The organism is Pantoea sp. SGAir0175 (assembly GCF_043547855.1).
Window position 1 is genome coordinate 256,120 of sequence record NZ_CP028081.1, and the last position, 24,932, is coordinate 281,051.

General features: G+C 59.7%; 21 protein-coding genes. 13 read left to right on the plus strand and 8 right to left on the minus strand.

Annotated features, from left to right (window positions below):
• Window positions 1-19 precede the first annotated feature (19 nt).
• On the plus strand, window positions 20-793 hold the full coding sequence (gene bioH, locus C1N56_RS01115) for a pimeloyl-ACP methyl ester esterase BioH (RefSeq protein WP_021507404.1): 774 nt from the start codon (window positions 20-22) through the stop codon (window positions 791-793).
• Here bioH and C1N56_RS01120 read toward each other — a convergent pair.
• On the minus strand, window positions 774-2,462 hold the full coding sequence (locus C1N56_RS01120; RefSeq protein WP_278707703.1) for an alpha-amylase family glycosyl hydrolase: 1,689 nt from the start codon (window positions 2,460-2,462) through the stop codon (window positions 774-776). The two genes, bioH and C1N56_RS01120, sit on opposite strands and share 20 nt — an antisense overlap.
• A 96-nt stretch (window positions 2,463-2,558) precedes the next feature.
• Window positions 2,559-4,889, minus strand: a complete 2,331-nt coding sequence (locus tag C1N56_RS01125) for a Tex family protein (RefSeq protein ID WP_125309889.1) — start codon at window positions 4,887-4,889, stop codon at window positions 2,559-2,561.
• 236 nt (window positions 4,890-5,125) lie between these two features.
• Between C1N56_RS01125 and C1N56_RS01130 the strand changes: the two genes are divergently transcribed.
• Entirely contained in the window at window positions 5,126-6,388 is a 1,263-nt protein-coding gene (locus tag C1N56_RS01130) for a hypothetical protein (RefSeq protein WP_238561414.1), read from the plus strand.
• A 53-nt stretch (window positions 6,389-6,441) separates the two neighbouring features.
• Complete coding sequence (gene greB, locus C1N56_RS01135; protein ID WP_021507408.1) at window positions 6,442-6,948, plus strand: transcription elongation factor GreB; 507 nt, start codon at window positions 6,442-6,444, stop codon at window positions 6,946-6,948.
• 102 nt (window positions 6,949-7,050) lie between these two features.
• Here greB and yjbE read toward each other — a convergent pair whose 3' ends face one another.
• On the minus strand, window positions 7,051-7,293 hold the full coding sequence (gene yjbE, locus C1N56_RS01140; RefSeq protein ID WP_021507409.1) for an exopolysaccharide production protein YjbE: 243 nt from the start codon (window positions 7,291-7,293) through the stop codon (window positions 7,051-7,053).
• A 510-nt stretch (window positions 7,294-7,803) separates the two neighbouring features.
• On the opposite strand from yjbE, the gene ompR reads away from it, so the two are divergent.
• A complete protein-coding gene (gene ompR / locus C1N56_RS01145; protein WP_001157751.1) occupies window positions 7,804-8,523 on the plus strand; it encodes an osmolarity response regulator transcription factor OmpR in 720 nt (239 codons plus the stop codon).
• Window positions 8,520-9,878, plus strand: a complete 1,359-nt coding sequence (gene envZ / locus C1N56_RS01150) for a two-component system sensor histidine kinase EnvZ (protein ID WP_031279686.1) — start codon at window positions 8,520-8,522, stop codon at window positions 9,876-9,878. Before ompR ends, envZ begins: the two co-directional genes overlap by 4 nt.
• A 133-nt stretch (window positions 9,879-10,011) precedes the next feature.
• On the opposite strand, the gene pckA is transcribed toward envZ, so the two are convergent.
• The 4 genes from pckA to C1N56_RS01170 form a co-directional block, all read right to left on the minus strand.
• Entirely contained in the window at window positions 10,012-11,631 is a 1,620-nt protein-coding gene (gene pckA, locus C1N56_RS01155) for a phosphoenolpyruvate carboxykinase (ATP) (protein WP_021507411.1), read from the minus strand.
• Between the two features lie 270 nt (window positions 11,632-11,901).
• Window positions 11,902-12,774 (minus strand): Hsp33 family molecular chaperone HslO, encoded by an 873-nt coding sequence (gene hslO, locus C1N56_RS01160; protein ID WP_021507412.1) that lies wholly within the window; start codon window positions 12,772-12,774, stop codon window positions 11,902-11,904.
• 25 nt (window positions 12,775-12,799) lie between these two features.
• Window positions 12,800-13,201, minus strand: a complete 402-nt coding sequence (gene hslR, locus C1N56_RS01165; RefSeq protein WP_021507413.1) for a ribosome-associated heat shock protein Hsp15 — start codon at window positions 13,199-13,201, stop codon at window positions 12,800-12,802.
• Between the two features lie 229 nt (window positions 13,202-13,430).
• Window positions 13,431-15,572 (minus strand): intracellular growth attenuator family protein, encoded by a 2,142-nt coding sequence (locus C1N56_RS01170; RefSeq protein WP_394517023.1) that lies wholly within the window; start codon window positions 15,570-15,572, stop codon window positions 13,431-13,433.
• Between the two features lie 398 nt (window positions 15,573-15,970).
• Between C1N56_RS01170 and nudE the strand changes: the two genes are divergently transcribed.
• Entirely contained in the window at window positions 15,971-16,537 is a 567-nt protein-coding gene (gene nudE / locus C1N56_RS01175) for an ADP compounds hydrolase NudE (RefSeq protein ID WP_058774993.1), read from the plus strand.
• A gap of 83 nt (window positions 16,538-16,620) precedes the next feature.
• Here the strand turns inward: nudE and mrcA are convergent, their stop codons facing one another.
• Entirely contained in the window at window positions 16,621-19,170 is a 2,550-nt protein-coding gene (gene mrcA / locus C1N56_RS01180; RefSeq protein WP_031279687.1) for a peptidoglycan glycosyltransferase/peptidoglycan DD-transpeptidase MrcA, read from the minus strand.
• A 148-nt stretch (window positions 19,171-19,318) separates the two neighbouring features.
• On the opposite strand from mrcA, the gene pilM reads away from it, so the two are divergent.
• From pilM to aroB, 7 genes are all read left to right on the plus strand, one after another.
• Complete coding sequence (gene pilM, locus C1N56_RS01185; RefSeq protein ID WP_275027591.1) at window positions 19,319-20,128, plus strand: type IV pilus biogenesis protein PilM; 810 nt, start codon at window positions 19,319-19,321, stop codon at window positions 20,126-20,128.
• On the plus strand, window positions 20,128-20,670 hold the full coding sequence (locus tag C1N56_RS01190) for a PilN domain-containing protein (protein ID WP_394517024.1): 543 nt from the start codon (window positions 20,128-20,130) through the stop codon (window positions 20,668-20,670). Before pilM ends, C1N56_RS01190 begins: the two co-directional genes overlap by 1 nt.
• Window positions 20,663-21,151, plus strand: a complete 489-nt coding sequence (locus C1N56_RS01195) for a HofO family protein (RefSeq protein WP_394517025.1) — start codon at window positions 20,663-20,665, stop codon at window positions 21,149-21,151. The genes C1N56_RS01190 and C1N56_RS01195 overlap by 8 nt, the downstream gene beginning before the upstream one ends.
• Window positions 21,141-21,521 carry a HofP DNA utilization family protein gene (locus C1N56_RS01200; protein WP_394517026.1) on the plus strand — a complete coding sequence of 127 codons (381 nt, stop codon included), beginning with the start codon at window positions 21,141-21,143 and terminating at the stop codon, window positions 21,519-21,521. Before C1N56_RS01195 ends, C1N56_RS01200 begins: the two co-directional genes overlap by 11 nt.
• Complete coding sequence (gene hofQ / locus C1N56_RS01205; protein WP_394517027.1) at window positions 21,463-22,722, plus strand: DNA uptake porin HofQ; 1,260 nt, start codon at window positions 21,463-21,465, stop codon at window positions 22,720-22,722. Before C1N56_RS01200 ends, hofQ begins: the two co-directional genes overlap by 59 nt.
• A gap of 481 nt (window positions 22,723-23,203) precedes the next feature.
• Window positions 23,204-23,725, plus strand: a complete 522-nt coding sequence (gene aroK, locus C1N56_RS01210; RefSeq protein ID WP_010617392.1) for a shikimate kinase AroK — start codon at window positions 23,204-23,206, stop codon at window positions 23,723-23,725.
• A 39-nt stretch (window positions 23,726-23,764) separates the two neighbouring features.
• Window positions 23,765-24,853: a 3-dehydroquinate synthase gene (gene aroB / locus C1N56_RS01215; RefSeq protein WP_021507422.1), complete on the plus strand. Its 1,089-nt coding sequence runs from the start codon at window positions 23,765-23,767 to the stop codon at window positions 24,851-24,853.
• Window positions 24,854-24,932 lie beyond the last annotated feature (79 nt).

The window sequence follows — 24,932 nt, forward strand, 5'->3', positions numbered from 1 at the left end:
CTTTTCGGGAGTGTAACCGATGAGTTCGCTTTACTGGCACACCACAGGCACAGGCGATCGCGATCTTGTGCTGCTGCACGGCTGGGGACTGAACGCCGAAGTGTGGCAACACATTGTTCCGCGACTCAGCCCGCATTTTCGTCTGCACCTGGTGGACCTGCCGGGATTTGGCCGCAGCCAGGGATTTGGGCCGCTGAGCCTGGCGCAGATGGCGCAGCAGCTACTACCGCAGTTGCCAGCGCGCGCTGTGCTGCTTGGCTGGTCGCTGGGCGGCTTAGTGGCCAGCCAGCTGGCGCTGAGCCAGCCCGATCGCGTGGCGGCATTGATTAGCGTGGCGTCGTCGCCGTGCTTTACCGCCCGGGATGAATGGCCCGGCATTCAGCCTGAGACGCTGGCGACGTTCCAGCAGCAATTGAGCAGCGATTTCCAGCGCACCGTGGAGCGTTTTCTCGCGCTGCAAACCATGGGGACGGAAAATGCGCGTCAGGACGCGCGCCAGCTGAAAGAGGTAGTGCTGTCGCAGCCGATGCCGTCGGTAGCGGTACTGGAAGGGGGATTGAACATTCTGCGCCACGATGATTTGCGCAGCGCACTGGATGGGCTGACGCTGCCGTTCCTGCGTATCTATGGCGCGCTGGATGGCCTGGTGCCGCGCCGCATTGCGCCGCAGCTGGATGCACGCTGGCCGCATTCGCAGTCGGTTGTCATCGCGAAGGCCGCGCACGCGCCGTTTATTTCGCACCCGGAGGCGTTCTGCCAGCAGGTGCAGCAGTTCATCCACGCAGCCACATAAACTGCCAGGCGGCCAGCACCAGCGGCTGGCTGCCATCCACGCGCTGCCCGCTGATCACATCCTGAAAAGGGCGCGCCTGCGGCAGCGTAGTGCTGATCTCGCGGCTGCTGAGATTGAACACGCACAGTAACCCTTCGTCGCTGTCCGCGGCGTGACGGCGCAGCAGCAGCACCGCGTTGTCGCTCTCCAGCAGCGTCATCGGATTGTCCGGATGGAACGCCGGCTGCCGGGTGCGCAGCTGAATCAGCGCGCTAAGCCGCTCAAACACCTGCTGACGCAGCGGGTTGCCGCCGCTGATTTGCTGTTCGATATCGCGCAGGCTGTACTTCTCACGGTTGATGGCGCGGTTGTGCCCGGCAGCGCGCACGCCCTCGTTGTCATTGCGCGAGCCGAGAATACTTTGAATATAGATGGCGGGCACGCCGGGAAAGGCCAGCAGAATCGCGTGCGCCAGCAGGAAGCGACGCAGGCGCGTGTCGTCATCGTCGGTCTGGTGATTGAGCGCATCCAGATACGTTACGTTGATTTCATACGGGCTGGTGCTGCCGTCCGGGTTGTTTTTATAGGAGACCAGCGCGCCCTCCAGCGCCAGTTCACGCACCAGCGCCACAATCTCGACTTCTGACAAAATTCCGCGTGCCGGATTGAGGCCAATGCCGTCGTGCGAGGCGAGAAAATTGAAGAAGGTGGTGCCGCCATCACCGGGCTCAAGCGTGCTGGCCCACTGGCGCAGCGCGCGCGCCGAGCCGGAGTGAATGGCGTGCAGCACCAGCGGTGGCAGCGAAAACTGGTAAACCATCTGCGCTTCGTCGTGGCCGTTGCCGAAATAGCTGATGTTATCCTGATGCGGCACGTTGGTTTCGGTCACGATCACCGTACCTGGCGCGACTTCGTTGGCGATGGCGCGAAACAGCTTCACCAGCTGATGGGTTTTGGTCAGATGGATACAGCGTGTGCCCGGCGTTTTCCACATGTAGCCCACCGCGTCCAGCCGCACGTAATCCGCGCCTTTGTTGAGATAATCCAGCAGTACGCCCACCATGCGGATCAGCACCTGCGGATTGGCGAAGTTGAGATCGATTTGGTCGGCGCTGAAGGTGGTCCAGATAAAGCGCGTGTCGCCGTTAGCGAGGGTAAACGGCGTCAGCAGCGGTGAGGTGCGCGGGCGCGTCACGGCGCTGAGATCGGTGGCAGGCGGCATGCTGATAAAGAAGTCGTCCCAGCCGGCATCCTGCGCCAGAAAGTGGCGAAACCACGCGCTGTGCGCCGACATGTGGTTACAGACGAAATCGAACATCAGCCGGGTTTCGCTGTGCAGCGCCGTGATGTGCCGCCAGTCACCGCAGATCGGATTTACCTGGTGATAATCGATAACCGAGAAGCCATCGTCGGACGAATAGGGGAAAAATGGCAGCAGATGCACCAGGCTGAAGGTGGACTGCAGATGCTGCTGAAAAAAACGCGTAAAGCTGGCGAGCGTGGGCTGCTCGGGTTCGCGGAACTGGTCGGCGTAACTGATCAGCACCACGTCTTTTTCATCCCAGTGCGCTTTACGCGGCAGCTTTACCGTGTCGCGCGCCGCGCGGATGTGCGAAAGCAGGCGCTCGCGCGCCGCGACGGGGAAGCTACCTTCATAAATCTCATCGAGCAGGAAGTTGATAATGTCCATCGGATCGCCGGGTTACGCGGAAGGTCATTTTTTCACACGGTTTTCTCAGCGTAGTCCGCCAGGACAATTTATCAACCTCCTGTACTCGCGCGCCGCTTAGCGTTTCTTCCCAAACGCGGCCGCCAGCGCATCGCCCATCGCACTGTTACCGACGCTGGCACTGGCAGGTTTGCCGCGGCCTTTGGCACCGGCGGCCGGCCGCGCGGCCTCTTTGCCTGCGCCACGGTTGCCGCCGCTGCGCGCATTGCTCTCACCCGGCTGCTCATCCAGACGCATGGTCAGCGCGATACGCTTACGCTGCAGATCGACTTCCATCACTTTCACTTTGACGATATCGCCGGCTTTCACCACCTGATGCGGATCGTCTACGAATTTGTCCGACAGCGAAGAGATGTGCACCAGGCCGTCCTGATGCACGCCGATATCGACGAACGCGCCGAAGTTGGTCACGTTGGTCACTGCACCTTCCAGCACCATGCCAGGCAGCAGGTCGTTGAGCGTCTCCACGCCTTCGGCAAACTGCGCGGTTTTGAACTCCGGACGCGGATCGCGGCCCGGTTTCTCCAGCTCTTTGATGATATCGGTGACGGTCGGCAGCCCGAAACGCTCATCGGTGAAGTCGCGCGCATTCAGGTCGCGCAGGCTACCCGGATTGCCCATCAGTTCATTCAGCGCCTGTTCCGTAGCGGCGAGAATGCGCTCCACCAGCGGATAGGCTTCCGGATGCACCGTTGAGGCATCCAGCGGATTATCGCCGTGGTTAATGCGCAGGAAGCCGGCGCACTGTTCAAAGGCTTTCGGCCCAAGGCGGCTCACCTTCAGCAGCTGCTGACGGTTCTGGAAACGGCCGTTTTCGTCACGCCAGCTGACAATGTTCTGCGCCATCATGCGCGTCAGGCCGGCGACGCGCGTCAGCAGCGCCACCGAAGCGGTATTCAGATCGACGCCCACGGCGTTCACACAATCTTCCACCACCGCATCGAGTTTTTTCGCCAGCTGGCTCTGGCTGACATCGTGCTGATACTGGCCAACGCCAATCGATTTCGGGTCAATTTTGACCAGCTCTGCCAGCGGATCCTGCAGACGACGGGCGATAGACACCGCACCGCGCAGCGAAACGTCGAGATCGGGGAACTCCTGCGCCGCCAGTTCGGAAGCGGAATAGACCGATGCTCCGGCCTCACTGACAATCACTTTTTGCGCTTTGATTTGCGGGAACTGCTTCTGTACGTCGAGGAAGAAACGCTCGGTTTCACGTGAAGCGGTGCCGTTGCCGATCGCCACCAGTTCAACCTGATGTTTCGCGCACAGTGCCGCCACCGAGGTCGCGGCTTTGGCCGCCTGGCCGGTATGCGGATAGATGGTATCGGTCGCGACCAGCTTGCCGGTGGCATCGACCACCGCCACTTTGACCCCGGTGCGCAGGCCAGGATCGAGGCCCATGGTGGCGCGCATGCCGGCGGGTGCCGCCATCAGCAGATCGTGCAGATTACGGGCAAACACGTTGATCGCTTCGTCTTCTGCCCGTTCGCGGATGGTGCCCATCAGTTCGGTTTCGAGGTGCAGCAGGACCTTGATGCGCCAGGTCCAGCTGACCACGGCTTTGCGCCAGCTGTCGGCCGGTGCGTTGTTCAGGCGCAGGCCAAGGTGGTCGGCGATCAGCGTTTCACCGTAGCTTTCGCGCGGCGCTTCATCAAACTGCGGATCGGCGTTGAGCGACAGCTGTAAAATGCCTTCGTTACGGCCACGGAACATGGCCAGCGCGCGGTGCGACGGCACGCTGCTCAGCGCTTCGTGATGATCGAAGTAGTCGCGGAATTTAGCGCCTTCTTCCTCTTTGCCTTCCACCACGCGTGCAACCAGATGGGCGTTCTTCCACAGGTAATCACGCACTTTCGCCAGCAGCGTGGCGTCTTCGGCGAAGCGCTCCATCAGGATATAGCGTGCGCCATCCAGCGCGGCACGCACATCGGCGACGCCTTTGTCCGCGTCGACATAACGCGCTGCCAGCTGCTCGGGATCCTGAGACGCGTCGTTCCACAGCGTCTCTGCCAGCGGTTCCAGCCCGGCTTCGATAGCGATCTGCCCGCGCGTGCGGCGCTTCTGCTTATAAGGCAGATAGAGATCTTCCAGCTCGGTTTTGTTCAGCGTGCCGTTGATGGCAGTGGCTAATTCCGGCGTCAGTTTGCCCTGGTCATCAATGGATTTCAGAATCGACTGGCGGCGTTCCTCCAGCTCACGCAGATAGCCGAGACGGCTCTCCAGCGTACGCAGCTGGGTATCATCCAGCCCGCCGGTCACTTCCTTACGGTAACGTGCGATAAACGGCACGGTGTTCCCTTCGTCCAGCAAGCGAATGGCGGCGTCAACCTGGTCGGCGCGTGCCTTCAGCTCACCTGCGATAATCTGGCTCAGCGAATCTTTCATCATCAGTAACGGTCTTGCTTACACAGGGTTAGAAATAGGGGACAGTTATACGGACTGAGGCCGCAAATTGCCAGCCGCTGACCGGTGAATCCGTCTTTTTCTGAATGCAGCGCGCAACTCAGAGAAACTTAGTCACCTATGTGTTAAACCCCAGCGCAATGGCGTGCCGGTTGCAGCCAGGCTCGCCCCGTCTCTGCCCTATAATCTGCGGCAAACCACGGAAGGAGGGTGAAGCAATGATCAAATTACTGCTGCTGCTGGCCGGACGCGAGCTGCTGGTGCGTTATCGTCTGCTGATTTATGGCCTGGCGCTGTGCGGTGTGCTGCTGGCAGGCATGATTGTGGCGGACGTGCTGGTCGATGGGCATATCAATCTGTCGCTACAGGTGCTGGCGCTCTTACTGTCGCTGTCGCTGCTGTTTAACCTGCTGAGCGGCGAGGTGTCGCTGCAGCGCTGGCTCAATTTGCTGTTTTCCCTGATTTTTGTCGGTACGCTGCTGGCCGGCGCGCTGTGGCACGGTGACGAAAGGCAGCTGAAGAAACTGCTGCTGACGGTGATGGAAATCTGCCTGTTGTTTAACGGCCTGTTTCGCTGCCTGAGCGCGGCGCTGATTCAGCGCCAGCGCTGGGTGCGACATTTTATGCTGGGCTGCGGCGAGATGGTGCTGAGCGTGGTGCTGTTTTTCAATGACAACCTGCATACCTGCGTGTTGCTGGGCAGCTGGCTGGTACTGTTGCTGCTGTCGTTCAGCCTGACGGTGTGGCGCGTCTGGCGCCAGTGGCAGCGCCTGCCGGCGGGTCAGTCCGTTACGCTGCTGCCGTGGTTTTGTCGCGGCCATCGTCATATCGCGCGGCTCCGGCCGTGGCAGCAGGCCCGCTTTCCGCCGGACGCTGCGGCATTTCCTCTCTGTGTCCACGTCTGGCAGGCGCAGTCTGAAGCCAGTCAACAGCCGAAGCGCTATGTGATTGACCGTTACATCGGCGTGATTAACGGTGAAGGGCACTTTTGTACCGGCCACGCGGCACTGAGCTTTGGCGAGTGCGGCTACATCAGCCTTTATCCGCAGCAGGAGATCGATCCGCAACCGCACGAGCTGCCGCGTCTGCTGCTGGCCGGACAGATTAACGATCGTCCCGGCCGTTTTCTCCCCTCGCTGGCGGCAGAGATTGCCGACTGGCGCAGCCCGGATTTAACCTTCAGTTTTCAGCACTACAACGGACAGGCGCTCGCCAGCTACTGGCAGGCCAACCGTGGTGACAGCCTGTATAATCTGACGGCAAAAAACTGTTCGACCACCGTGGTGGATGCGCTGGACGTGGCGTTTGAAGGCTATTACGGCCAGCGGCTGCAGCAGGTGTTTGCGCTGCTGTTGCAGCCGGCATTCTGGGGCGCCTGCGTGCTGCGCGAACGGGCAGAAATCATGACCTGGACGCCCGGCCTGGTCGCCGATTATGTGCGCCTGATGAAAAAGACGCTGGGTGCCTGTCCGGGCAGGTAAGGCTTTGTGATAGCCTCTGTGCAGTGAACAGGGCTGTAACCACGAGTGAAGCGATGAAAACCCAACTGATTACCCGCGAAGGCTATAACAAGCTGCGTGCTGAGCACGACCATCTGTGGAATGAGAAGCGGCCGGAAATCACCCGCATTGTCTCCTGGGCCGCCAGCCTGGGCGATCGCTCTGAAAACGCCGATTACACCTATAACAAGCGCCTACTGCGCCAGATCGATCGGCGCGTGCGCTATCTGCGTAAATGCCTCGCCGAGCTGAAAATCGTTGATTATGCGCCGCAGCAGGAGGGCAAAGTGTTCTTCGGTGCCTGGGTGGAAGTAGAGAATGAGCAGGGCGACGTGAAGCGTTTTCGCATCGTCGGACCGGACGAGATCTATGGCGATACGGTGAAAGAGTACATCTCCATCGACTCGCCGATGGCGCGCGCGCTGATCAAAAAAGAGGTGGATGACGAGGTGACGGTGAACACGCCGGAAGGACAGAAGGTGTGGTTTGTGAACCGCATTGAGTACGTCACGGAAAGTGAGGAAAAAAGAGGCGGAGAGTAATGGCCTGGTGAAACAAGCCGGGGCGCAACTTATTCTCCGCTGGCGAAAGGGCTGGCAGTATAAGAGGGGGAAGCGCCGCAGCCTTGCCGCGCCATATAAGCGTTATTTGCCCGGCGTGGTCGCCGTGGTCGTTGAGGTGCTGCTGCCGCCGTGATCGCCGCCGCCCATGGTGGCCAGCGCGACGCCGAGCAGGGCTCCCACCGCACCGATGCCGATAGCATCTGAATTACCTTTGGCCGTGGTCGACGCCTGTGCGCCGGCGGCTTCGCCCGCTGGCGTAGCGGCCTGAACCTGTGTGAGGCTGGTGAGTACCAGAGCGCTCAGCAGAACAACGGTTTTTTTCATCTTTCTTCTCCACATGAACTCAGTAAGCAGGTACCGATGCAGTGTCGGAGATCATTTGCGCAGAGGAAAGGGGAGTTTACTGACTGATTTAAATCACTTTATTTAACGCTGGCCTTATTTTGCGCGCGCACTGGCACTGTTCCGAGCGCGGATACGCAGTCAGCGTCGAAAGCGCGATATTTTATGCTGCTGAGCGCGGCCGCTGGCTTATCCTGCAGGCGAAACTTAAGCCAAATGGCGCGCCCCGCCTGACGGCGGAAGCGGGACGGCCCGGCTGGACCACTCGCCGGCAGAAAACGCCGCTGATTTTCAGACAAGCGCTAAACGGCGTCAAAATCAGTCAGAAAAGCGCGAGCGGAGCCGCAGTTCGCGGTTAAAATTAAAGATAAGCTGCTGTTTAATATGCTTTGTAACAATTTCGGCTAGAATATAAACCATTAATGACTGTCACAGACGGGCATCTTTTTTACACAATATCGGCTCAGGCAATGGCGCCTTTGGGAGTTGAACATGCAAGAGAACTACAAAATTCTGGTCGTCGATGATGATATGCGTCTGCGCGCACTGCTCGAACGCTATCTCACCGAACAGGGCTTTCAGGTGCGCAGCGTCGCCAACGCCGAGCAGATGGATCGTCTGCTGACCCGCGAATCATTCCATTTAATGGTGCTGGATTTAATGCTGCCGGGCGAAGATGGCCTGTCAATTTGCCGTCGTCTGCGTAGCCAGAGTAACCCGATGCCGATCATTATGGTCACCGCGAAAGGTGAAGAGGTCGATCGTATCGTGGGGCTGGAAATCGGCGCCGATGACTACATTCCAAAACCGTTCAACCCGCGTGAGCTGCTGGCGCGAATTCGTGCTGTGCTGCGTCGTCAGGCCAATGAGCTGCCGGGCGCGCCGTCGCAGGAAGAAGCCGTCATCGCCTTCGGTAAGTTCAAACTGAACCTCGGCACGCGTGAAATGTTCCGTGAAGATGAGCCGATGCCGCTGACCAGCGGAGAGTTTGCCGTGCTGAAAGCGCTGGTGAGCCATCCGCGTGAGCCGCTGTCGCGCGATAAGCTGATGAACCTGGCGCGCGGGCGTGAGTACAGTGCGATGGAGCGTTCTATCGACGTGCAGATCTCTCGTCTGCGCCGCATGGTCGAAGAAGATCCGGCGCATCCGCGCTACATCCAGACCGTCTGGGGCCTTGGCTACGTGTTCGTTCCGGACGGCAGTAAAGCATGAGGCGATTGCGCTTCTCACCCCGCAGTTCGTTTGCCCGCACCCTGTTGTTGATCGTTACCTTGCTGTTCGTCAGCCTGGTAACGACCTACCTGGTGGTGCTCAATTTCGCCATTCTTCCCAGCCTGCAGCAGTTCAACAAAGTCCTCGCCTACGAAGTGCGTATGCTGATGACCGATCGGCTGCAGCTGGAGGATGGTACGCAGCTGGAAGTGCCGCCGGCCTTCCGGCGCGAAATTTATCGTGAGCTGGGCATCTCGTTGTACACCAACGCGGCGGCGGAAGAGAGCGGACTGCGCTGGGCGCAGCATTATGAATTCCTCAGTGAACAGATGGCGCAGCAGCTGGGCGGGCCGACCGACGTGCGGGTTGAGGTTAACAAAAACTCGCCGGTGGTCTGGCTGAAAACCTGGCTGTCGCCGGATATCTGGGTGCGCGTACCGCTGACCGAAATCCATCAGGGCGACTTCTCGCCGCTGTTCCGCTATACCCTGGCGATTATGCTGCTGGCGATTGGCGGCGCCTGGCTGTTTATCCGTATACAAAACCGACCCTTAGTCGATCTTGAACACGCTGCGTTGCAGGTGGGGAAAGGCATTATTCCGCCACCGCTGCGCGAATACGGTGCTTCGGAAGTGCGTTCGGTGACGCGTGCTTTCAACCAGATGGCGGCGGGCGTGAAGCAACTGGCCGATGACCGTACGCTGCTGATGGCCGGCGTCAGCCATGATCTACGCACGCCGCTGACGCGCATCCGTCTCGCCACCGAGATGATGGGCGAGGAAGATGGCTACCTGGCCGAGTCGATCAACAAAGATATCGAAGAGTGTAACGCCATCATCGAGCAGTTCATCGATTACCTGCGCACCGGACAGGAGATGCAAACCGAGCGTGCCGATCTGAATAGCGTGCTGGGTGAAGTGGTGGCGGCGGAGAGCGGCTACGAGCGCGAGATTGAGAATGCGGTGATGGACGCGGAGCTGATGCTGGATATTAACCCGCTGTCGATTAAACGCGCGGTGGCGAATCTGGTGGTTAACGCGGCGCGCTACGGTAACGGCTGGATCAAGGTCAGCAGCGGTCAGGAATTAAATCGCGCGTGGTTCCAGGTGGAGGATGATGGTCCGGGCATTAAGCCGGATCAGTTACAGCATCTGTTCCAGCCGTTTGTACGCGGCGACAGCGCGCGCAGCACCAGCGGCACCGGTCTGGGCCTGGCGATTGTGCAGCGTATTATCGATGCGCATGACGGATCGCTGGAGATTGGCGACAGCGAACGCGGCGGATTACGTATCCGCGCGTGGTTACCGATCCCGGAAAACAGCGCCACGACGGCAGTAAGCAGTAACGTTAGTTAAATTTCCGCACCAACCGTAGCGGCGCAATCTATTGCGCATCCATCAGCGATATTACCGCTGCAGGCATACGCGATAAATCGCGCCGCGACGAAATGTGCCATCGCTAAGCCGCCGTTGTGGCGGCTGGGCTACTTCACAGCTGCGGGCCGGCCTGCACCAGCGCCTTACCGGCATCGTTATCGGTGTACTTCTCGAAATTGGTGATAAAGCGCTGCGCCAGCGCTTCGGCAGCCTGCTGCCAGGCGGCGGCGTCAGGCCAGCTGCGGCGCGGATCGAGAATGGCATCGTCCACCTGTGCCAGCGTGGTGGGCACCTGCAGATTAAACACCGGCAGCGTCACGGTCTCCGCTTCATCCAGCTCACCGGCCAGAATCGCGTTGATGATAGCGCGCGTGTCTTTCAGCGAAATGCGCTTGCCGCTGCCGTTCCAGCCGGTATTCACCAGATAGGCCTGCGCGCCGGACGCCTGCATACGTTTCACCAGCACATCCGAGTACTGCGTTGGATGCAGCGTCAGGAACGCCGCGCCAAAACAGGCGGAGAAGGTTGGGGTGGGCTGCGTCACACCGCGCTCGGTGCCGGCCAGCTTGGCGGTAAAGCCGGACAGGAAGTGGTACTGGGTTTGCTCCGGCGTCAGACGCGAAACCGGTGGCAGTACGCCAAAGGCGTCGGCGGTCAGGAAGATGACCTTCTTCGCGTGGCCCGCTTTCGACACCGGCTGCACGATGTTTTCGATGTGCTCGATTGGGTAAGACACGCGGGTGTTTTCCGTCTTGCTGGCGTCGGCGTAATCGACCGTGCCGTCAGCGCGCACCACCACGTTCTCCAGCAGCGCATCGCGGCGAATCGCGCGGTAAATCTCCGGCTCGGCCTGCTCTGACAGATTGATGGTTTTGGCGTAGCAGCCGCCTTCGAAGTTAAAGACGCCGTCGTCGTCCCAGCCGTGCTCATCGTCGCCGATCAGCTGACGATCCGGATCGGTAGAGAGCGTGGTTTTACCGGTACCGGACAGGCCAAAGAACACCGCCACGTCGCCCGCTTTGCCAACGTTGGCCGAGCAGTGCATTGAGGCAATACCCTTCAGCGGCAGCAGATAGTTCATGATGGCGAACAGGCCTTTTTTCATCTCGCCGCCGTACCAGGTACCGCCGATCAGTTGCATGCGTTCGGTCAGGTTAAAGGCGACAAAATTCTCTGAATGCAGACCCTGCGCCTGCCAGTCCGGATTGGTGCACTGCGCTGCGTTCATCACCACGAAATCCGGCGTAAACTCAGCCAGTTCGGCCTCAGTCGGACGGATAAACATGTTTTTGACGAAATGCGCCTGCCACGCCACTTCCATCACGAAACGCACGCTGAGGCGGGTGTCCGGGTTGGCGCCGCAGAAGGCGTCAATCACAAACAGACGCTTGCCGGAAAGCTGTTGCGTGCAGCGATCTTTCAGCGCCTGCCAGGTTTCCTGTGACAGCGGCTGGTTGTCGTTCTTGCCGTTGCCAACATCGTTCCACCACAGCGTGTCACGCGTGGTGTCATCCCGCACGATGTATTTATCTTTCGGCGAACGTCCGGTGAAGATGCCGGTATCCACGGCAATGGCACCGCTCTGCGTCAGGGTGCCGCGCGCGTAACCTTCCAGCTCCGGGCGGGTTTCTTCCTGAAATAACGTGGCGTAATCAGGGTTGTACACCACCTCGGTGGTGCCGCTAATTCCGAGCGTTTCGAGGTCTTGCGATGTCAGGCCGTTAACGCGCATGTGACTGCTCCTTAAATCGGTACTTCATGGCATTTTTTATGAGGGTTTCTGCGTCCTGCTGCGCATAGCCGCACAGGGCAGATCGCGCGCAGTGTACACGTCTGAGCGAGGTGGAAAAGTGAAGAGAGTTAAAAATGCGAGCTGGAACGTGACAAGTAGAGAAATCTGCCACTTATGAAACTAAAGTTAGTGTAAATTAGTTAATTTCCGTGAAAAATCATAGCGCTACGCCGGCGGAAAATACGGGCGGCGTCACCGCCCGTTTGCTGATTAATGCAGTTGATCGCTATTGCCGGAGGGAGCGTTACGAATAGCAGCAATATCCACGGCGTCGTACACATAGTGCGTGCCGCAGTAGTCGCAGTGCATATCGATTTTGCCGTCTTCGACCAGAATCTCATCCACTTCCTCTGGCGGCAGCGTTTTCAGCACTTCACCGCAGCGTTCGCGCGAGCAGGTGCATTTGAAGCTGACCGGCGCCGGATCGTAAACCGTGGCTTCTTCCTGATGATAGAGACGCCACAGTACGTCAGTAGCGGGCAGCTCAATCAGCTCTTCGCTCTTCACAGTTTCGGTTAACGTGGCCAGATGGTTAAAGTCATCCAGGTTGGGCTCCTGCGCGGGCAGCACCTGCAGCAGAATACCGGCTGCGCCTTTCTCGCTGGTGCGAATGAACAGGCGGGTTGGCAGCTGCTCGGAACGCATGAAGTAATCTTCCAGACAGCCCGCCAGCGTATCGGCTTCCAGGCCGACCACGCCCTGATAGCGCTCGCCTTTCTCAGGCGAAATGGTGATCACCAGATAGCCGTTACCCACCATCTGCTTCAGGCTGCTGCCGGCAGCGATCTCCGCATCCTCTTTCAGCCGCGCCACGCCGCGCAGCTCCTGGCGGTTATTTCCGTTGATCACCGCCATGCTCAGCGGGCCATCGCCCTGCAGCTGCACGGTGATGTCGCCGTCAAATTTCAGCGTAGCGGTGAGCAGGCTGGTGGCGACCAGCAGTTCGCCCAGCAGCGTTTTGACCGGCTCGGCGTAGTCGTGGTTCTGCACGATGTCGCGCCAGGTTTGAGATGCGTTGACCAGCTCGCCGCGCACGGCGACGTTTTCAAACAGGTAACGATGCAGTTGATCTTGAACAGACATAAGGTTTCTCTCGTGGGGGCGCGAGTTATTCATCGCCCGACAATTTAAATTTCAGCAGATCGCGGCGCTCTTTTTTATCCGGGCGACGATCGGGATGCGGCATGGTCAGGGCATTCATTTTGCGCGCCAGCGCGTTCTTTTCGCGCTTTTCGATGCTGGCGGCCGTCTCCGCGTACATCTGCTGCGCTTCGCTGGCCGGACGCCGCTGGTCGCCGATGGCGGTGATGATCACCGTGCGCTCATCGTTGCCCTGACGCAGCGTCAGCTCGGCCTGCAGTTCGACCACTTTGCCCGGTTTGCTGCGCTGGCCGTTGTAATGCACTTTGCCGCCTTCAATCATGTCGCGAGCCAGCGCGCGGGTTTTATAGAAGCGCGCGGCCCACAGCCATTTATCAAGGCGGACGCCTTCACTGGTTTTCTCTTTCATTGCGGCTCCTGCTGTTACGCTGCGTCGCGCCGTGTGGCGATCGGTCGCATGACGCCGGAAAGATGGATCGGGCCGGTGCCGGATACCCAAAGGTATGGGTACAACGTGATAAATCAAGGGCGAGGTGCCGTTGCGGGCTGCCGATCCATCGCCAATCCCTTAAGCGTAATCGGCATTTTGTTTTCCGCCCTGAAAAACAGGGCGACAGGGTAGCACAGAAGGCGGAGGGTCAGAACAGCGAGCGCACGCTCTGCATAGTGCTGAGGTTGTGGTTAAAGCACTTGTCGTAATACTGCTGAATCTGCGCCATACGCAGGCGGTTGCGGTGGATGCGGCGCAGCGCCAGCAGGCCGTTGCTGACGGCGCTGACAATCAGCACCAGCATCAGCAGCGCGGTGCCCAGATAGCGCCACTGCGCCATGGCGTCGGGCTCGTTGTGCAGGGCGATGTGGCGCGTGCCGTTGGCATCGGTGGTAATGCTGGTAATGATACCGCTGGCGGCAAACGGCGTGTGCAGCAGCATGCCGGACAGGCGCTGCAGTTCGTGCCACTGTGAAGGGGCGTCGAGATCGAACAGCGCCACCGACGGCTGCGGCTGGTTCACCATCTGCCGGCCTTCATCGCTAATGATCAGGAATCCGCCCGGCGGCGGGCTGTTAAGGGTTTCCGCCGCGCGACGCGTCTCCCGCGAGAAGAAGGTCGAGGTGGCGGTATTCACCAGATTCTCCAGCGCTTCGGCGCTAACCGGGCGCAGCAGCACGTTCATGCCGTTGAGCTTGCCGGAATCAGCACGGTGAATCAGCGTATCCCAGTCTTTGGCGTTACCGAGGTTGACCAGCGCATTTTTCAGGCGCACGCAGTCCTGCTGCTGGCTGCACAGCTGCTGGGTTTTCAGCACCAGATCGGAGAAATCATCCAGCAGAATCATGCCTGATTTCTGAATCGCCGACGCCAGCTGCGGGTTAAGTTTCGGGTCGGTGTTGGTTTCCGGATGCAGCTGCTGCGTGGTGGTCTCCAGCAGCGCGGCGGCTTTGTCGATGATGTCGGACTGCGGCAGCGGCAGCGGCGCAGCGTTGTTCCAGTAAATCGCCGAGCAGTCGAACGGCATGTAGCCGTAGCTGCGGTTGCTCTGGTAATTGCCCGGAACCGAGCACATGCCGGTGCCGCTCACTTTCAGGCTATCGCCAATGTGCAGCGGCAGGGCAGTGAGTTTATCGACGCTGTTCACTTCCACACTTTCGGTGCCTTTTAACCAGGCGAGGCTGAGTTTGATCGGCATGCTGAGTGGAATCCAGCTCACCAGCATCACCAGCACCAGCAGCGAACCGCACGCCAGCACCAGGTTTTTACGCCAGCGCTGTACCGGGAAGTTGCGGACTTCATCCTGCAGCGACAGGAAGCGCCCCTGGCGTACCACCTGACGATTCAGGTAGATATCCACATCTGTCACCTGGCCCAGGTCGTGCGCCACATAAGGCTGCCAGTGTGCCGGATAGATTAAGTCGATGATGCCGAGCGAGATGTTGCTCTGCTCCTGATTGGATTCGCCAAACAGGCCCCAGCGCTTCGGTGCGCCGCGCAGACAGTGCACATCGCGCAGCCCTTTTTCACCGGGGAATCGATACATAAACCACAGGCTGACAGCGACGATCGCGCCGGCGGGCAGCGCAATCCACAGCATCAGGCTGCCGGGCAGTACCAGGCTGAGGAAAAACAGCAGGAAGGCGCAGCAAATGGCGCTCGCTTCACGCGTGCCGTCGGCGCGCGACAGCTGATACTCTTCCGGCGACTCTTTGCGCACCTGCAGCAGCTCGACGTTTTCGCTCTCCTCTTTACGAATCGAAGCGTTGGTCGACATCGGCCGCACCAGCGGCGGTAGCGCCGGTTGTTCTACCGCATAGTTCACCAGCGAGTGGCCGTTGAGCGAGATCACCAGCGGCAGGGGCTGGGTACGGATCAGCTCGACGTAGTTTTCTTCAGCGATGTACTGCTCCCACAGCGGCGGCAGATGCACCTCGACTTCATCCAGGTAGTAGCGCCATTTGTGGGGATCGTCAGTGGAGAGGCCGTAACGGGTGATGGAGCGGGTAACGGGATAAACATTATTGCTCTGTGCGGTCAGCGCCAGCGCTTCGGGTTCCCGTGACGATCGGGTCGATCGCCCGCCGCTGTGCTGACGTGCTTTACCCAGCGACGCAATATACTTCTCAACGGCAGCGCGTTCTTCATCGGTGAGTTTACGGCAGGGCGGACTGATAAACGGCAGTGGTTTCGCCAACGGCGGACGATGCCGCATAGCGTACCAGTAGCCGATTCCGGCCACTAACGAACAGGCCAGCATGACAGCCAGAATGACGATAAGAGTGCTCATGCTTTGCTCAATCCAGCCAAAAAACTGCCGTCACGTTTACGATGTGCTCCCGGTAAAACCTGCAATACGAGTCAATTTTGGCGAGCAGAAGTCATTCTGACAAGAGGCAAATGAAACAAAATACCGCGCAAAATCATTGTATTATAAATTTGTTAGATTATTCCTTAACGGGATGGTACTCACAAGTCCCTCAATTAAACATCGGTATTATCCGAATTTGCTGCTACCCCGTTGACTTATTGTGAAAATCTTACTGTGCAGATAACAAGAAGTTGTTAGCGGCAGCGGGCAAATGTATGTCACCATGATTGACCCGTGCTGCGTGTCGCACAATGCCGCGGGCTTCGGTATGCTGACGTCATCGCGTTTCACAAGGCTGTGCTTAGTTTGAGGCTGATATGACCACTCCCCTGAAAAAACCTGACATCCTCAACGTGGAAGCGGTGGCCCGCTCCCGCCTGTTTACCATCGAAGCGGTTGATCTCGCCTTCAGCAACGGTGCGCGTCGCGTCTATGAGCGCATGAAGCCCTCCGATCGTGAAGCGGTGATGATTGTGCCGATCATTGGCGATGACGTGATCCTGATCCAGGAGTACGCCGTCGGACTGGAAACCTATGAGCTGGGCTTCCCGAAAGGCTTAATCGACCCTGGTGAAAGCGTTTTTGAAGCCGCCAACCGTGAGCTGAAAGAAGAAGTGGGCTTTGGCGCGCACCAGCTGGACGCGCTGGGCAAACTCACCATGGCGCCGTCCTATTTCTCCAGCAAGATGAATATCGTGGTAGCTGAAGGGTTGTACGAAGAGAAGCTGGAAGGGGATGAGCCGGAGCCGCTGATTGTACGCCGCTGGCCGCTCAGCAATCTGCTGGCGCTGCTGGAAGAGCCGGATTTTCGCGAGGCGCGTAACGTCAGCGCGCTGTTCATGGTGCGTGAGTGGCTGGTGAAGCAGGGGCGGTTGAGTTATTGAGGACACCTGGCGGCGCAATAAAAGGCGCGGAAAGTCGCACGGGGTAAAAACAAAAAGCCGGGGATTTCCCCCGGCTTTTTTGATCAAAACAGTTCGTGGCTTTCACCGTTGTCCATAATAGTGGTGCCCACATCATGCACCGAATATTCGGTCGGCTGGGTGCCGTTGATGAAGTACTCCTGACGGGTGTTGCCGCCACCGTTGGCCAGCTTGCCGGTGCTGCGGTCAATGGTCACCGTCACCACGCCGTCCGGCGGTGTCAGCGGCTGCACCGGCACACCATCCAGCGCCACTTTCATGTAATCATCCCATGCCGGCTGCGCACTCTTCGCGCCGCCTTCGTAGCCGGAGATCTGATCCGGAATCGCACCCGATACCGTGGTGCGACCCAGCGCGCGCGAATCATCAAAGCCAATCCACACCGACGTCACCACGCCCGGACCATAACCGGAGAACCAGGCATCTTTGGAACTGTTGGTGGTACCGGTTTTGCCGCCGATATCGTTACGCTTCAGATCGCGGCCGGCACGCCAGCCGGTTCCCATCCAGCCCGGTTCACCGAAGATGTTGGAGTTCAGCGCGCTCTTAATCAGGAACGCCAGCGGCGTGTTGATCACGTGCGGCGCATACTGCTGATCGCCGGCCGGCTGCGGCTGCGCCGGTACCTGCTCCAGCTCGGGCTGCGGCACGGTCTGATTCTGCTGCTGATTCGAGGTGGCAACGTTTTCCACGCTCTCTTCATTCAGCGCCACCGACTTTTTGGTGTCGCCATAGATCACCGGCAGATTGCACTGCGGGCAGGCGATCTTCGGCTGCGCCTGGAAAATCACGCCGCCCTGTTCGTTCTCGATCTTCGCGATGAAGTAAGGATCGACCAGGAAGCCGCCGTTGGCCATCACCGCATAGCCGCGAGCCACCTGCATTGGCGTGAAGGATGCGGCGCCCAGTGCCAGCGACTCAGTATGGATAATGTTCTGCGCCGGGAAGCCAAAGCGCTGCAGATACTCAGCGGCGTAATCAACGCCCATAGCACGCATCGCGCGCACCATCACCACGTTTTTCGACTCACCCAGCCCCTGGCGTAAACGAATCGGACCCGCATAGGTCGGCGGCGAGTTCTTTGGTCGCCAGTCTGCGCCGGCACCGGCATCCCAGCGTGAAATCGGCACGTCGTTGAGGATGGAGGCCAGCGTCAGGCCGCGGTCCATGGCGGCGGTATACAGGAACGGCTTGATGTTCGAGCCGACCTGACGCAGCGCCTGGGTAGCGCGGTTGAACATACTCTGGTTGAAGTCAAAACCACCCACCAGCGCGCGTACCGCACCATCTTCCGGATTGAGCGACACCAGCGCCGAGTTCACCAGCGGCACCTGTCCCAGCCACCATGCATCCCCGACTTTGCGTACCCAAATCTGCTGGCCAGCCTGCAGCACCTGAGTGACGCTGCGCGGCGTCGGGCCCTGCAGGGTGTCGGATTTATACGGACGCGCCCAGCGCACGCCGGCTAAAGTCAGCGAAACGCTGCTGCCATCTTTCAGCATGGCGGTGGCTTCGTCGGCGCTGGCGCTGGTGACCACGGCGGCATTCAGCGGACCGTAGACCGGCAGATTTTTCAGCGTATTGACGATGCGGGTGTGATCCCAGCTGGCTTCACCCACTTTCCACAGCACGTTGGTCGGACCGCGATAGCCGTGACGCATATCGTACGCCATCACGTTGTTACGTACCGCCTGCTGTGCGGCTTCCTGCAGATGGCGGGTCACGGTGGTATACACCTTGTAGCCATCGTCATAGGCGCTGTCGCCGTAGCGTTTCACCATCTCCTGACGCACTAACTCGGTGAGATACGGTGCAGAGAAGGCAATTTCCGGGCCGTGATAGCTGGCGGTCAGCGGCGTGTTGCGCGCGTCGTTATACTGCTGCTGCGTGATGTAGTTCTGATCCAGCATGCGAGCCAGCACCACATTACGGCGCGCCAGCGCACGGGCGTGTGAATAGAGCGGGTTAAAGGTCGACGGCGCTTTCGGCAGGCCGGCGATCATCGCCATCTCACTCAGCGACAGCTGATCGACCGGTTTACCGAAGTACACCTGCGCCGCCGCACCGACGCCGTAAGCGCGATAGCCGAGATAGATTTTATTCAGATACAGCTCAAGGATTTCATCCTTACTCAGCAACTGCTCGATGCGAATCGCCAGGAAGGCTTCCTTGATTTTACGCATCAGCGTGCGTTCAGGGCTGAGGAAGAAGTTACGCGCCAGCTGCTGCGTAATGGTACTGGCGCCCTGCGAGGCGTGGCCGGAGACCAGCGCGATGCTGGCGGCGCGGAAAATCCCCACCGGATCGACGCCGTGATGCTCATAAAAGCGGCTGTCTTCGGTGGCGATAAACGCTTTGATTAGCTCAGGCGGCATCTGTTGCAGGGTGAGCGGGATACGGCGCTTTTCACCATACTGGGCGATCAGCTCGCCATCCGCGCTGTAAACCTGCATCGGGGTTTGCAGGCGCACATCTTTCAATGTGTTCACATCAGGCAGCTGCGGCTCTATGTATTTGTACAAACCATAAACCGTGCCGGCTCCCAGCAAAATGCAACACACTGCAAGGATCAATAAATACTTTACGAACTTCACCTGAGAATTCCCATCTGTTGGCGTTTGGGCAGTTTATAAACAATCGCGCGGTAGTATAAAGGCAAGCCTGACGCTTTGATATACCCGTCAATCTTCATGCAATGCGGGTAATCATCCTTTTCCCTGTAACGATAAGGAGATCGCGCGCATGGCTTTTCAGCGCTGGCAAATTGGACTGGACATCCAGAACGGGCAACTCTGCGCCCTTGGCATTGAACGACGCCGTCACGGATGGCAGCTGCGACACTGGTGGCAGCAGCCGCTGCCGCACGATACGTTACGCAACGGCGTGTTGCAAACCTCGCCAGTGTTACAGGAGATGTTGGTGCGCTGGCAACGTCATTTACCCAGGCGCTACTCACTGCGCGTTGGCCTGCCGCCGCAGCTGGTGCTGCAGCGTACGCTGCCGTTGCCGCAAACCTCACTGCGCGAGCCGGCGCTCAGCCGCTACGTTAACGCGTCCGCATCACGCCTGTTCCCGGTCGAAGCCGCCTCGCTGTCGCTGGATTACCGGCTGGGCGGCAGCGCCAGCCAGCTGCACGTCACCGCCGCGCGCCGCGACGTCATCGCCCAGTGGCTGGCGCCGCTGCAGCAGGCCGGACTGCGCCCCGACGTGTTTGAGCTGAGCAGTCTGGCGCTGACGCAGATCGCTATGCGCGTTCCGCTGCGCCCGCATCAGCTGCTGATCCATCCGCTCTGCGACCACTGGCTGTGGACGCTGGCCGGCGAAAATAGCGCCTGCGGCGCGGCAACCGAACCCCTGACGCTCGCCCATCTGCGTGACACCTTTCCCCAGGCACAAACGGTGTTCTGCACCTCACCGCAGGCGTTGCCGGAGGCGGAAGTGCAGCGCTGCAAACCACTGGCGCTGTTGCACTATCTGCAACCGCCGCTACCGGCAGAGGCGGGCGCGCTGGCGATTGCGCTAGGCCTGGCGCTACGTCCGGAGGATTACTGATGCTGGCGGTCAATTTGCTCCCGTGGCGGGCACAGCAGTTGCTGCTACGCCGCCAGCACAGCGTGGCGTTGCTGGTTGTCGTGCTGCTGGTAACGCTGTTACTCACGCTGCTGCTGTGGTGGCGCGCTGAACAGCGGCTCCAGCAGGCAGCCCGGCAGCAGGCCGATATGACCATGCAGCTCCAGCAGATCCAGCAACGGCTGGCGCAACAGCAAACGCTGATGGCGCAGCGGGATGATCTGTTACGCAGGCAGCAGGCGCAGCAACAGCGGCTGCAGCAGCATCAACGCTGGCAGCAGTTCTGGCAGCAACTGCCCGCGCTGATGCCGGAGACGCTGTGGCTGAGTCGCGTGGAGCGGCGACAGGGGCTACTGGTGCTGGACGGTCTGGCGCAGAGCCTGGCTGATGTCAGCGCGTTCCGCCAGCAGCTGCAGACGCAACCGCTATTTGCGGCGGTGAAGCAGGGCAGCGTACAGCGTCAGGCGCAGGGGGATTACCGCTTCGCGCTGCGTGCCCGGCTGCAGGAGGCGACCAATGAATGAACTCATCCAGCGCTGGCTGCAGCTGGCACTGACGTGGCGAATAGCCAGCCTGCAACTGCTGGCGCTGCTGCTATTCGGGCTGGCGTGGCTACTGCTGCTGCGTCCGCAGCAGCAGCAGTTCAGCACGCTGCAACAGCAGCTGTCACAACTGGCGCAGCAGCACCAGCAACGTCAACAGCAGCTGGACGAGCGACCGGCCATCGAACAGCTCCAGGCGGAGATCGCAACGCTGCAGCCAGCGGCAACGGCGGCGTCCGTATCGTTAGAGCAACTGGTGGCAGCGCGCGGCAATCAGCTCGAGGCCTGGCATCCGGACAGCCAGCCACAGCAGCTGGCGCTGCGCCTGAGCTGGCCGCAGTTTCTGCCGCTGTTCAGCGGGCTGGCTGCTACGGCGTTAGCGGTGCCACAGCGTTTTCAGCTGCAGGCGGAGCAGGGCGTGTTACACAGCGAGTTCTGGCTGGAGAGTGACGATGCGGAGTAGCGCACTGGTGTTACTGCTGTGCAGCAGCTGGGCGCTGGCGCGCGATCCGTTCCAGCCGCTGGCTGCCAGCCGTTGTCAGGCACCCGCTGCCGTACCGCAGGGCTGGCGCTTACAGGGCACCATTGGTCGCGCGCCGCACTTTGTGGCCTGGCTGGTTTCACCGCAGGGCAAACGTCAGCGGCTGAGCGCACCGGCTGCTTTTCCGGTGGCACCGTGGCAGGTGACCCAGCTCAGTGCACATACGCTGGTACTGAGCGTCACGCAGAGCTGTCCGCCGCAGCACATCACATGGGTAATAAAAGGAGGATTTTATGAAAAGGATGATGCTGCTGCTGTGGCTGGCGCTGAGCAGTCCGCTGCACGCCGCTGATCAGCCCCTGAGCCTGGTATTTGATGATGCGCCGGTCGAGCGCATTCTGCAGGCGCTGGCTGACTATCAGCAAACCAACCTGCTGATCGCGCCGGGCGTGGAGGGGCGGCTGTCGCTGCGACTCGATAACGTCGGCTGGGAGCGCGCACTGGCGCTGGTCACGCGGCTGGCGAAACTCACGGTGATCCAGGAGGAGGGTGTGCTGCTGGTCTATCCGGAGAGCTGGCAGCAGCGACAGGCACAGCAGGCACAGGCGGAGCGTGAAGAGAAGCAGCTGCAGGTGCCGCTTGAGCAGCGCACCGTCACGCTGCACTACGCCAGCGCCAGCGATGTCTACCGCAGCCTGCAGGCGGAACGCTCGCTGATGACGCCGCGCGGCAGCGTGACGGTGGATAGCCGTACCAACAGCCTGTTGCTGCGGGACAGCGCGCAGGCGCTGCGCGATACCGAGCGCTGGCTGCAGGCGCTGGATCTGCCGCTGGAGCAGGTGGAGCTGTCAGCGCACATTGTCACCATCAATGAAGAGCATCTGCGCGAGCTCGGCGTCAGCTGGAGCACCGCACCCGGCGATGTCGTCACCGGGGCGCTGCGCAATCCGCAGCTGCTGGTGCCGCTGACGGTGAGCAATCCGGCGATACGCGCCGGCATCACGCTCGGACCGATGAGTGGCGAACTGCTTAACCTGGAGCTGAGCGCGCTGGAGCAGGAGAACCAGATCGAAATCATCGCCAGCCCGCGGCTGTTTACCTCACACCAGCAGACCGCCACCATCAAGCAGGGCACCGAAATTCCCTACGAGGTGAAATCCGGTAACAGCGGTGCGACGGCGATTGAGTTCAAAGAGGCGGTGCTGGGCATGGAGGTGACGCCAGTAGTATTGGGCAACGGGCGCATTCAGCTCACGCTGCGGCTGAGCCAGAACATGCCGGGTCGCAGCCTGACGATGGGGGAAAGTCAGGTGCTGAGCATTGATAAGCAGGAAATTGCCACTCAGGTGACGCTGCGCGACGGTGAAACGCTGGCGCTGGGCGGTATTTTCCAGCAGCAGCGCACCCAGGGCGAAAAGCGCGTGCCGTGGCTGGGCGAGGTGCCGCTGCTCGGCAGTCTGTTTCGTCAGCAGACCGACGAGCGCAAAAAACGTGAGCTGGTGATCTTCATCACGCCGCGACTGGTCAGGGAAGCAGCGCTTACCGCCGGATAAAGCGGAAAATTCGCTCCATATGACCAACTGCGTTGACGCAGGGCAGGAATTAGCATACAAGGTTTAGCGATTTTAAAACGGTGTAACGGAACGCGGCAGGATAACCTTCCGGCGGGTGTCAGTGACAAGCGATACTGGCATCGAAAGAAATATGCCCGAATTTTGGGTGGTACAGGACGTCAGCAACGGCACCAATTCCACAGTTTACGCAGGTAAGCTGTCGGGAGCGACAGGCCCAGCCAGCGCACCTGTAGCGCGCACAAGGATGGCAAAAAAGGAAGAGCGTTACCGTCTCGCGAACCACAGACCGGTCCTGTTTGAAGGTCGCCGGGGGCAATTTATTCGGTTGCCAAACGGCCATGAGTGTTGAGATAATTTTCCGTCTGACTCTTGCTAACGCTCATGAGGTCTCAGTTCCTGTCCCGCCAGCAATGTGCTGAACGCGGGGTATCATCAACGAATTCTTAGTAATACCGACAAAATGGCAGAGAAACGCAATATCTTTCTGGTTGGGCCGATGGGTGCCGGCAAAAGCACTATTGGTCGTCAGTTAGCTCAGCAACTCAATATGGAATTTTTCGATTCCGATCAGGAAATTGAGCGACGTACCGGAGCGGATGTAGGCTGGGTATTTGATGTGGAAGGCGAAGCCGGTTTTCGCGATCGTGAAGAGAAAATCATCAACGAGCTGACCGAGAAACAGGGCATTGTCCTGGCGACCGGTGGCGGCTCCGTCAAATCCCGTGAAACCCGTAATCGTCTCTCCGCCCGCGGTGTGGTCGTCTACCTCGAAACCACCATCGAAAAGCAACTTGCCCGCACTCAGCGTGATAAAAAGCGTCCGCTGCTGCAGGTTGACGAACCGCCGCGCGAAGTACTGGAAGCGCTGGCTGGCGAACGTAATCCGCTTTATGAAGAGATCGCTGACGTCACCATTCGCACTGACGATCAAAGTGCAAAAGTTGTCGCCAATCAGATCATCAACATGCTGGAAAAAAATTAATCCAGCACCCTGAGGGCTCAGCAATAGGTATCGGTCATCATGGAGAAGATCACTGTCTCACTGGGGGATCGCAGTTACCCCATCACCATCGCTGCCGGACTGTTTAACGATCCGGCTTCTTTTTGGCCGCTGAAAGCCGGCGACAATGCCATGCTGGTGACGAATCAGACGCTGGCACCGATCTATCTGGACAAACTCGCGACGCTGCTGAGCAACGCCGGGGTGAAAGTGGATCAGGTGATTCTGCCCGACGGTGAGCAGTACAAAACGCTGGCGGTGATGGACGAGGTTTTCACCGCGCTACTGCAGAAGCCGCACGGCCGTGACACCACGCTGATTGCGCTGGGCGGTGGCGTGATTGGCGATCTGACCGGCTTTGCTGCTGCCAGCTACCAGCGCGGCGTACGCTTTATTCAGGTGCCGACCACCTTGCTGTCGCAGGTTGACTCCTCGGTTGGGGGCAAAACTGCGGTGAACCATCCCCTCGGTAAAAACATGATCGGTGCTTTCTACCAGCCGGCTTCGGTGATCGTGGATACCGACTGCCTTACCACGCTGCCGCCGCGCGAGCTGGCCTCCGGTCTGGCGGAAGTGATCAAATACGGCATCATTCTCGACGGTGAATTTTTCCAGTGGCTGGAGCAGAATCTTGATGCGCTGCTGGCGCTGGATAACACTGCCATGGCTTACTGCATTCGCCGCTGCTGCGAGCTGAAAGCCGACGTGGTGGCGGCCGACGAGCGTGAAACCGGCCTGCGTGCGCTGCTCAATCTCGGTCATACTTTTGGTCATGCGATCGAAGCGCATATGGGTTACGGCAACTGGTTGCACGGTGAAGCGGTTGCGGCGGGCATGGTAATGGCGGCGCGCACTGCTGAGCGTCTGGGTCAGTTCAGCGCTGCCGATACTGACCGCATTATTGCGCTGCTGCAGCGTGCTGGCCTGCCGGTTAACGGCCCGGCCAGCATGACAGCAGAAGCCTATCTGCCGCACATGATGCGCGATAAAAAAGTGCTCGGCGGCGAGCTGCGTCTGGTGCTGCCTCTCGCTATTGGCCGCTCCGAAGTGCGTGGCGGCGTGGCGCATGATATGGTGCTGGCTGCGATTAACGATTGCAAAGTATCTTGATTATCCCCGGACTACGTCGGGCTGCTGTCCGGCGGGGGAACAGTGAGCAGTGATGCGGCACGTGGGAAGCGTGCCGTTT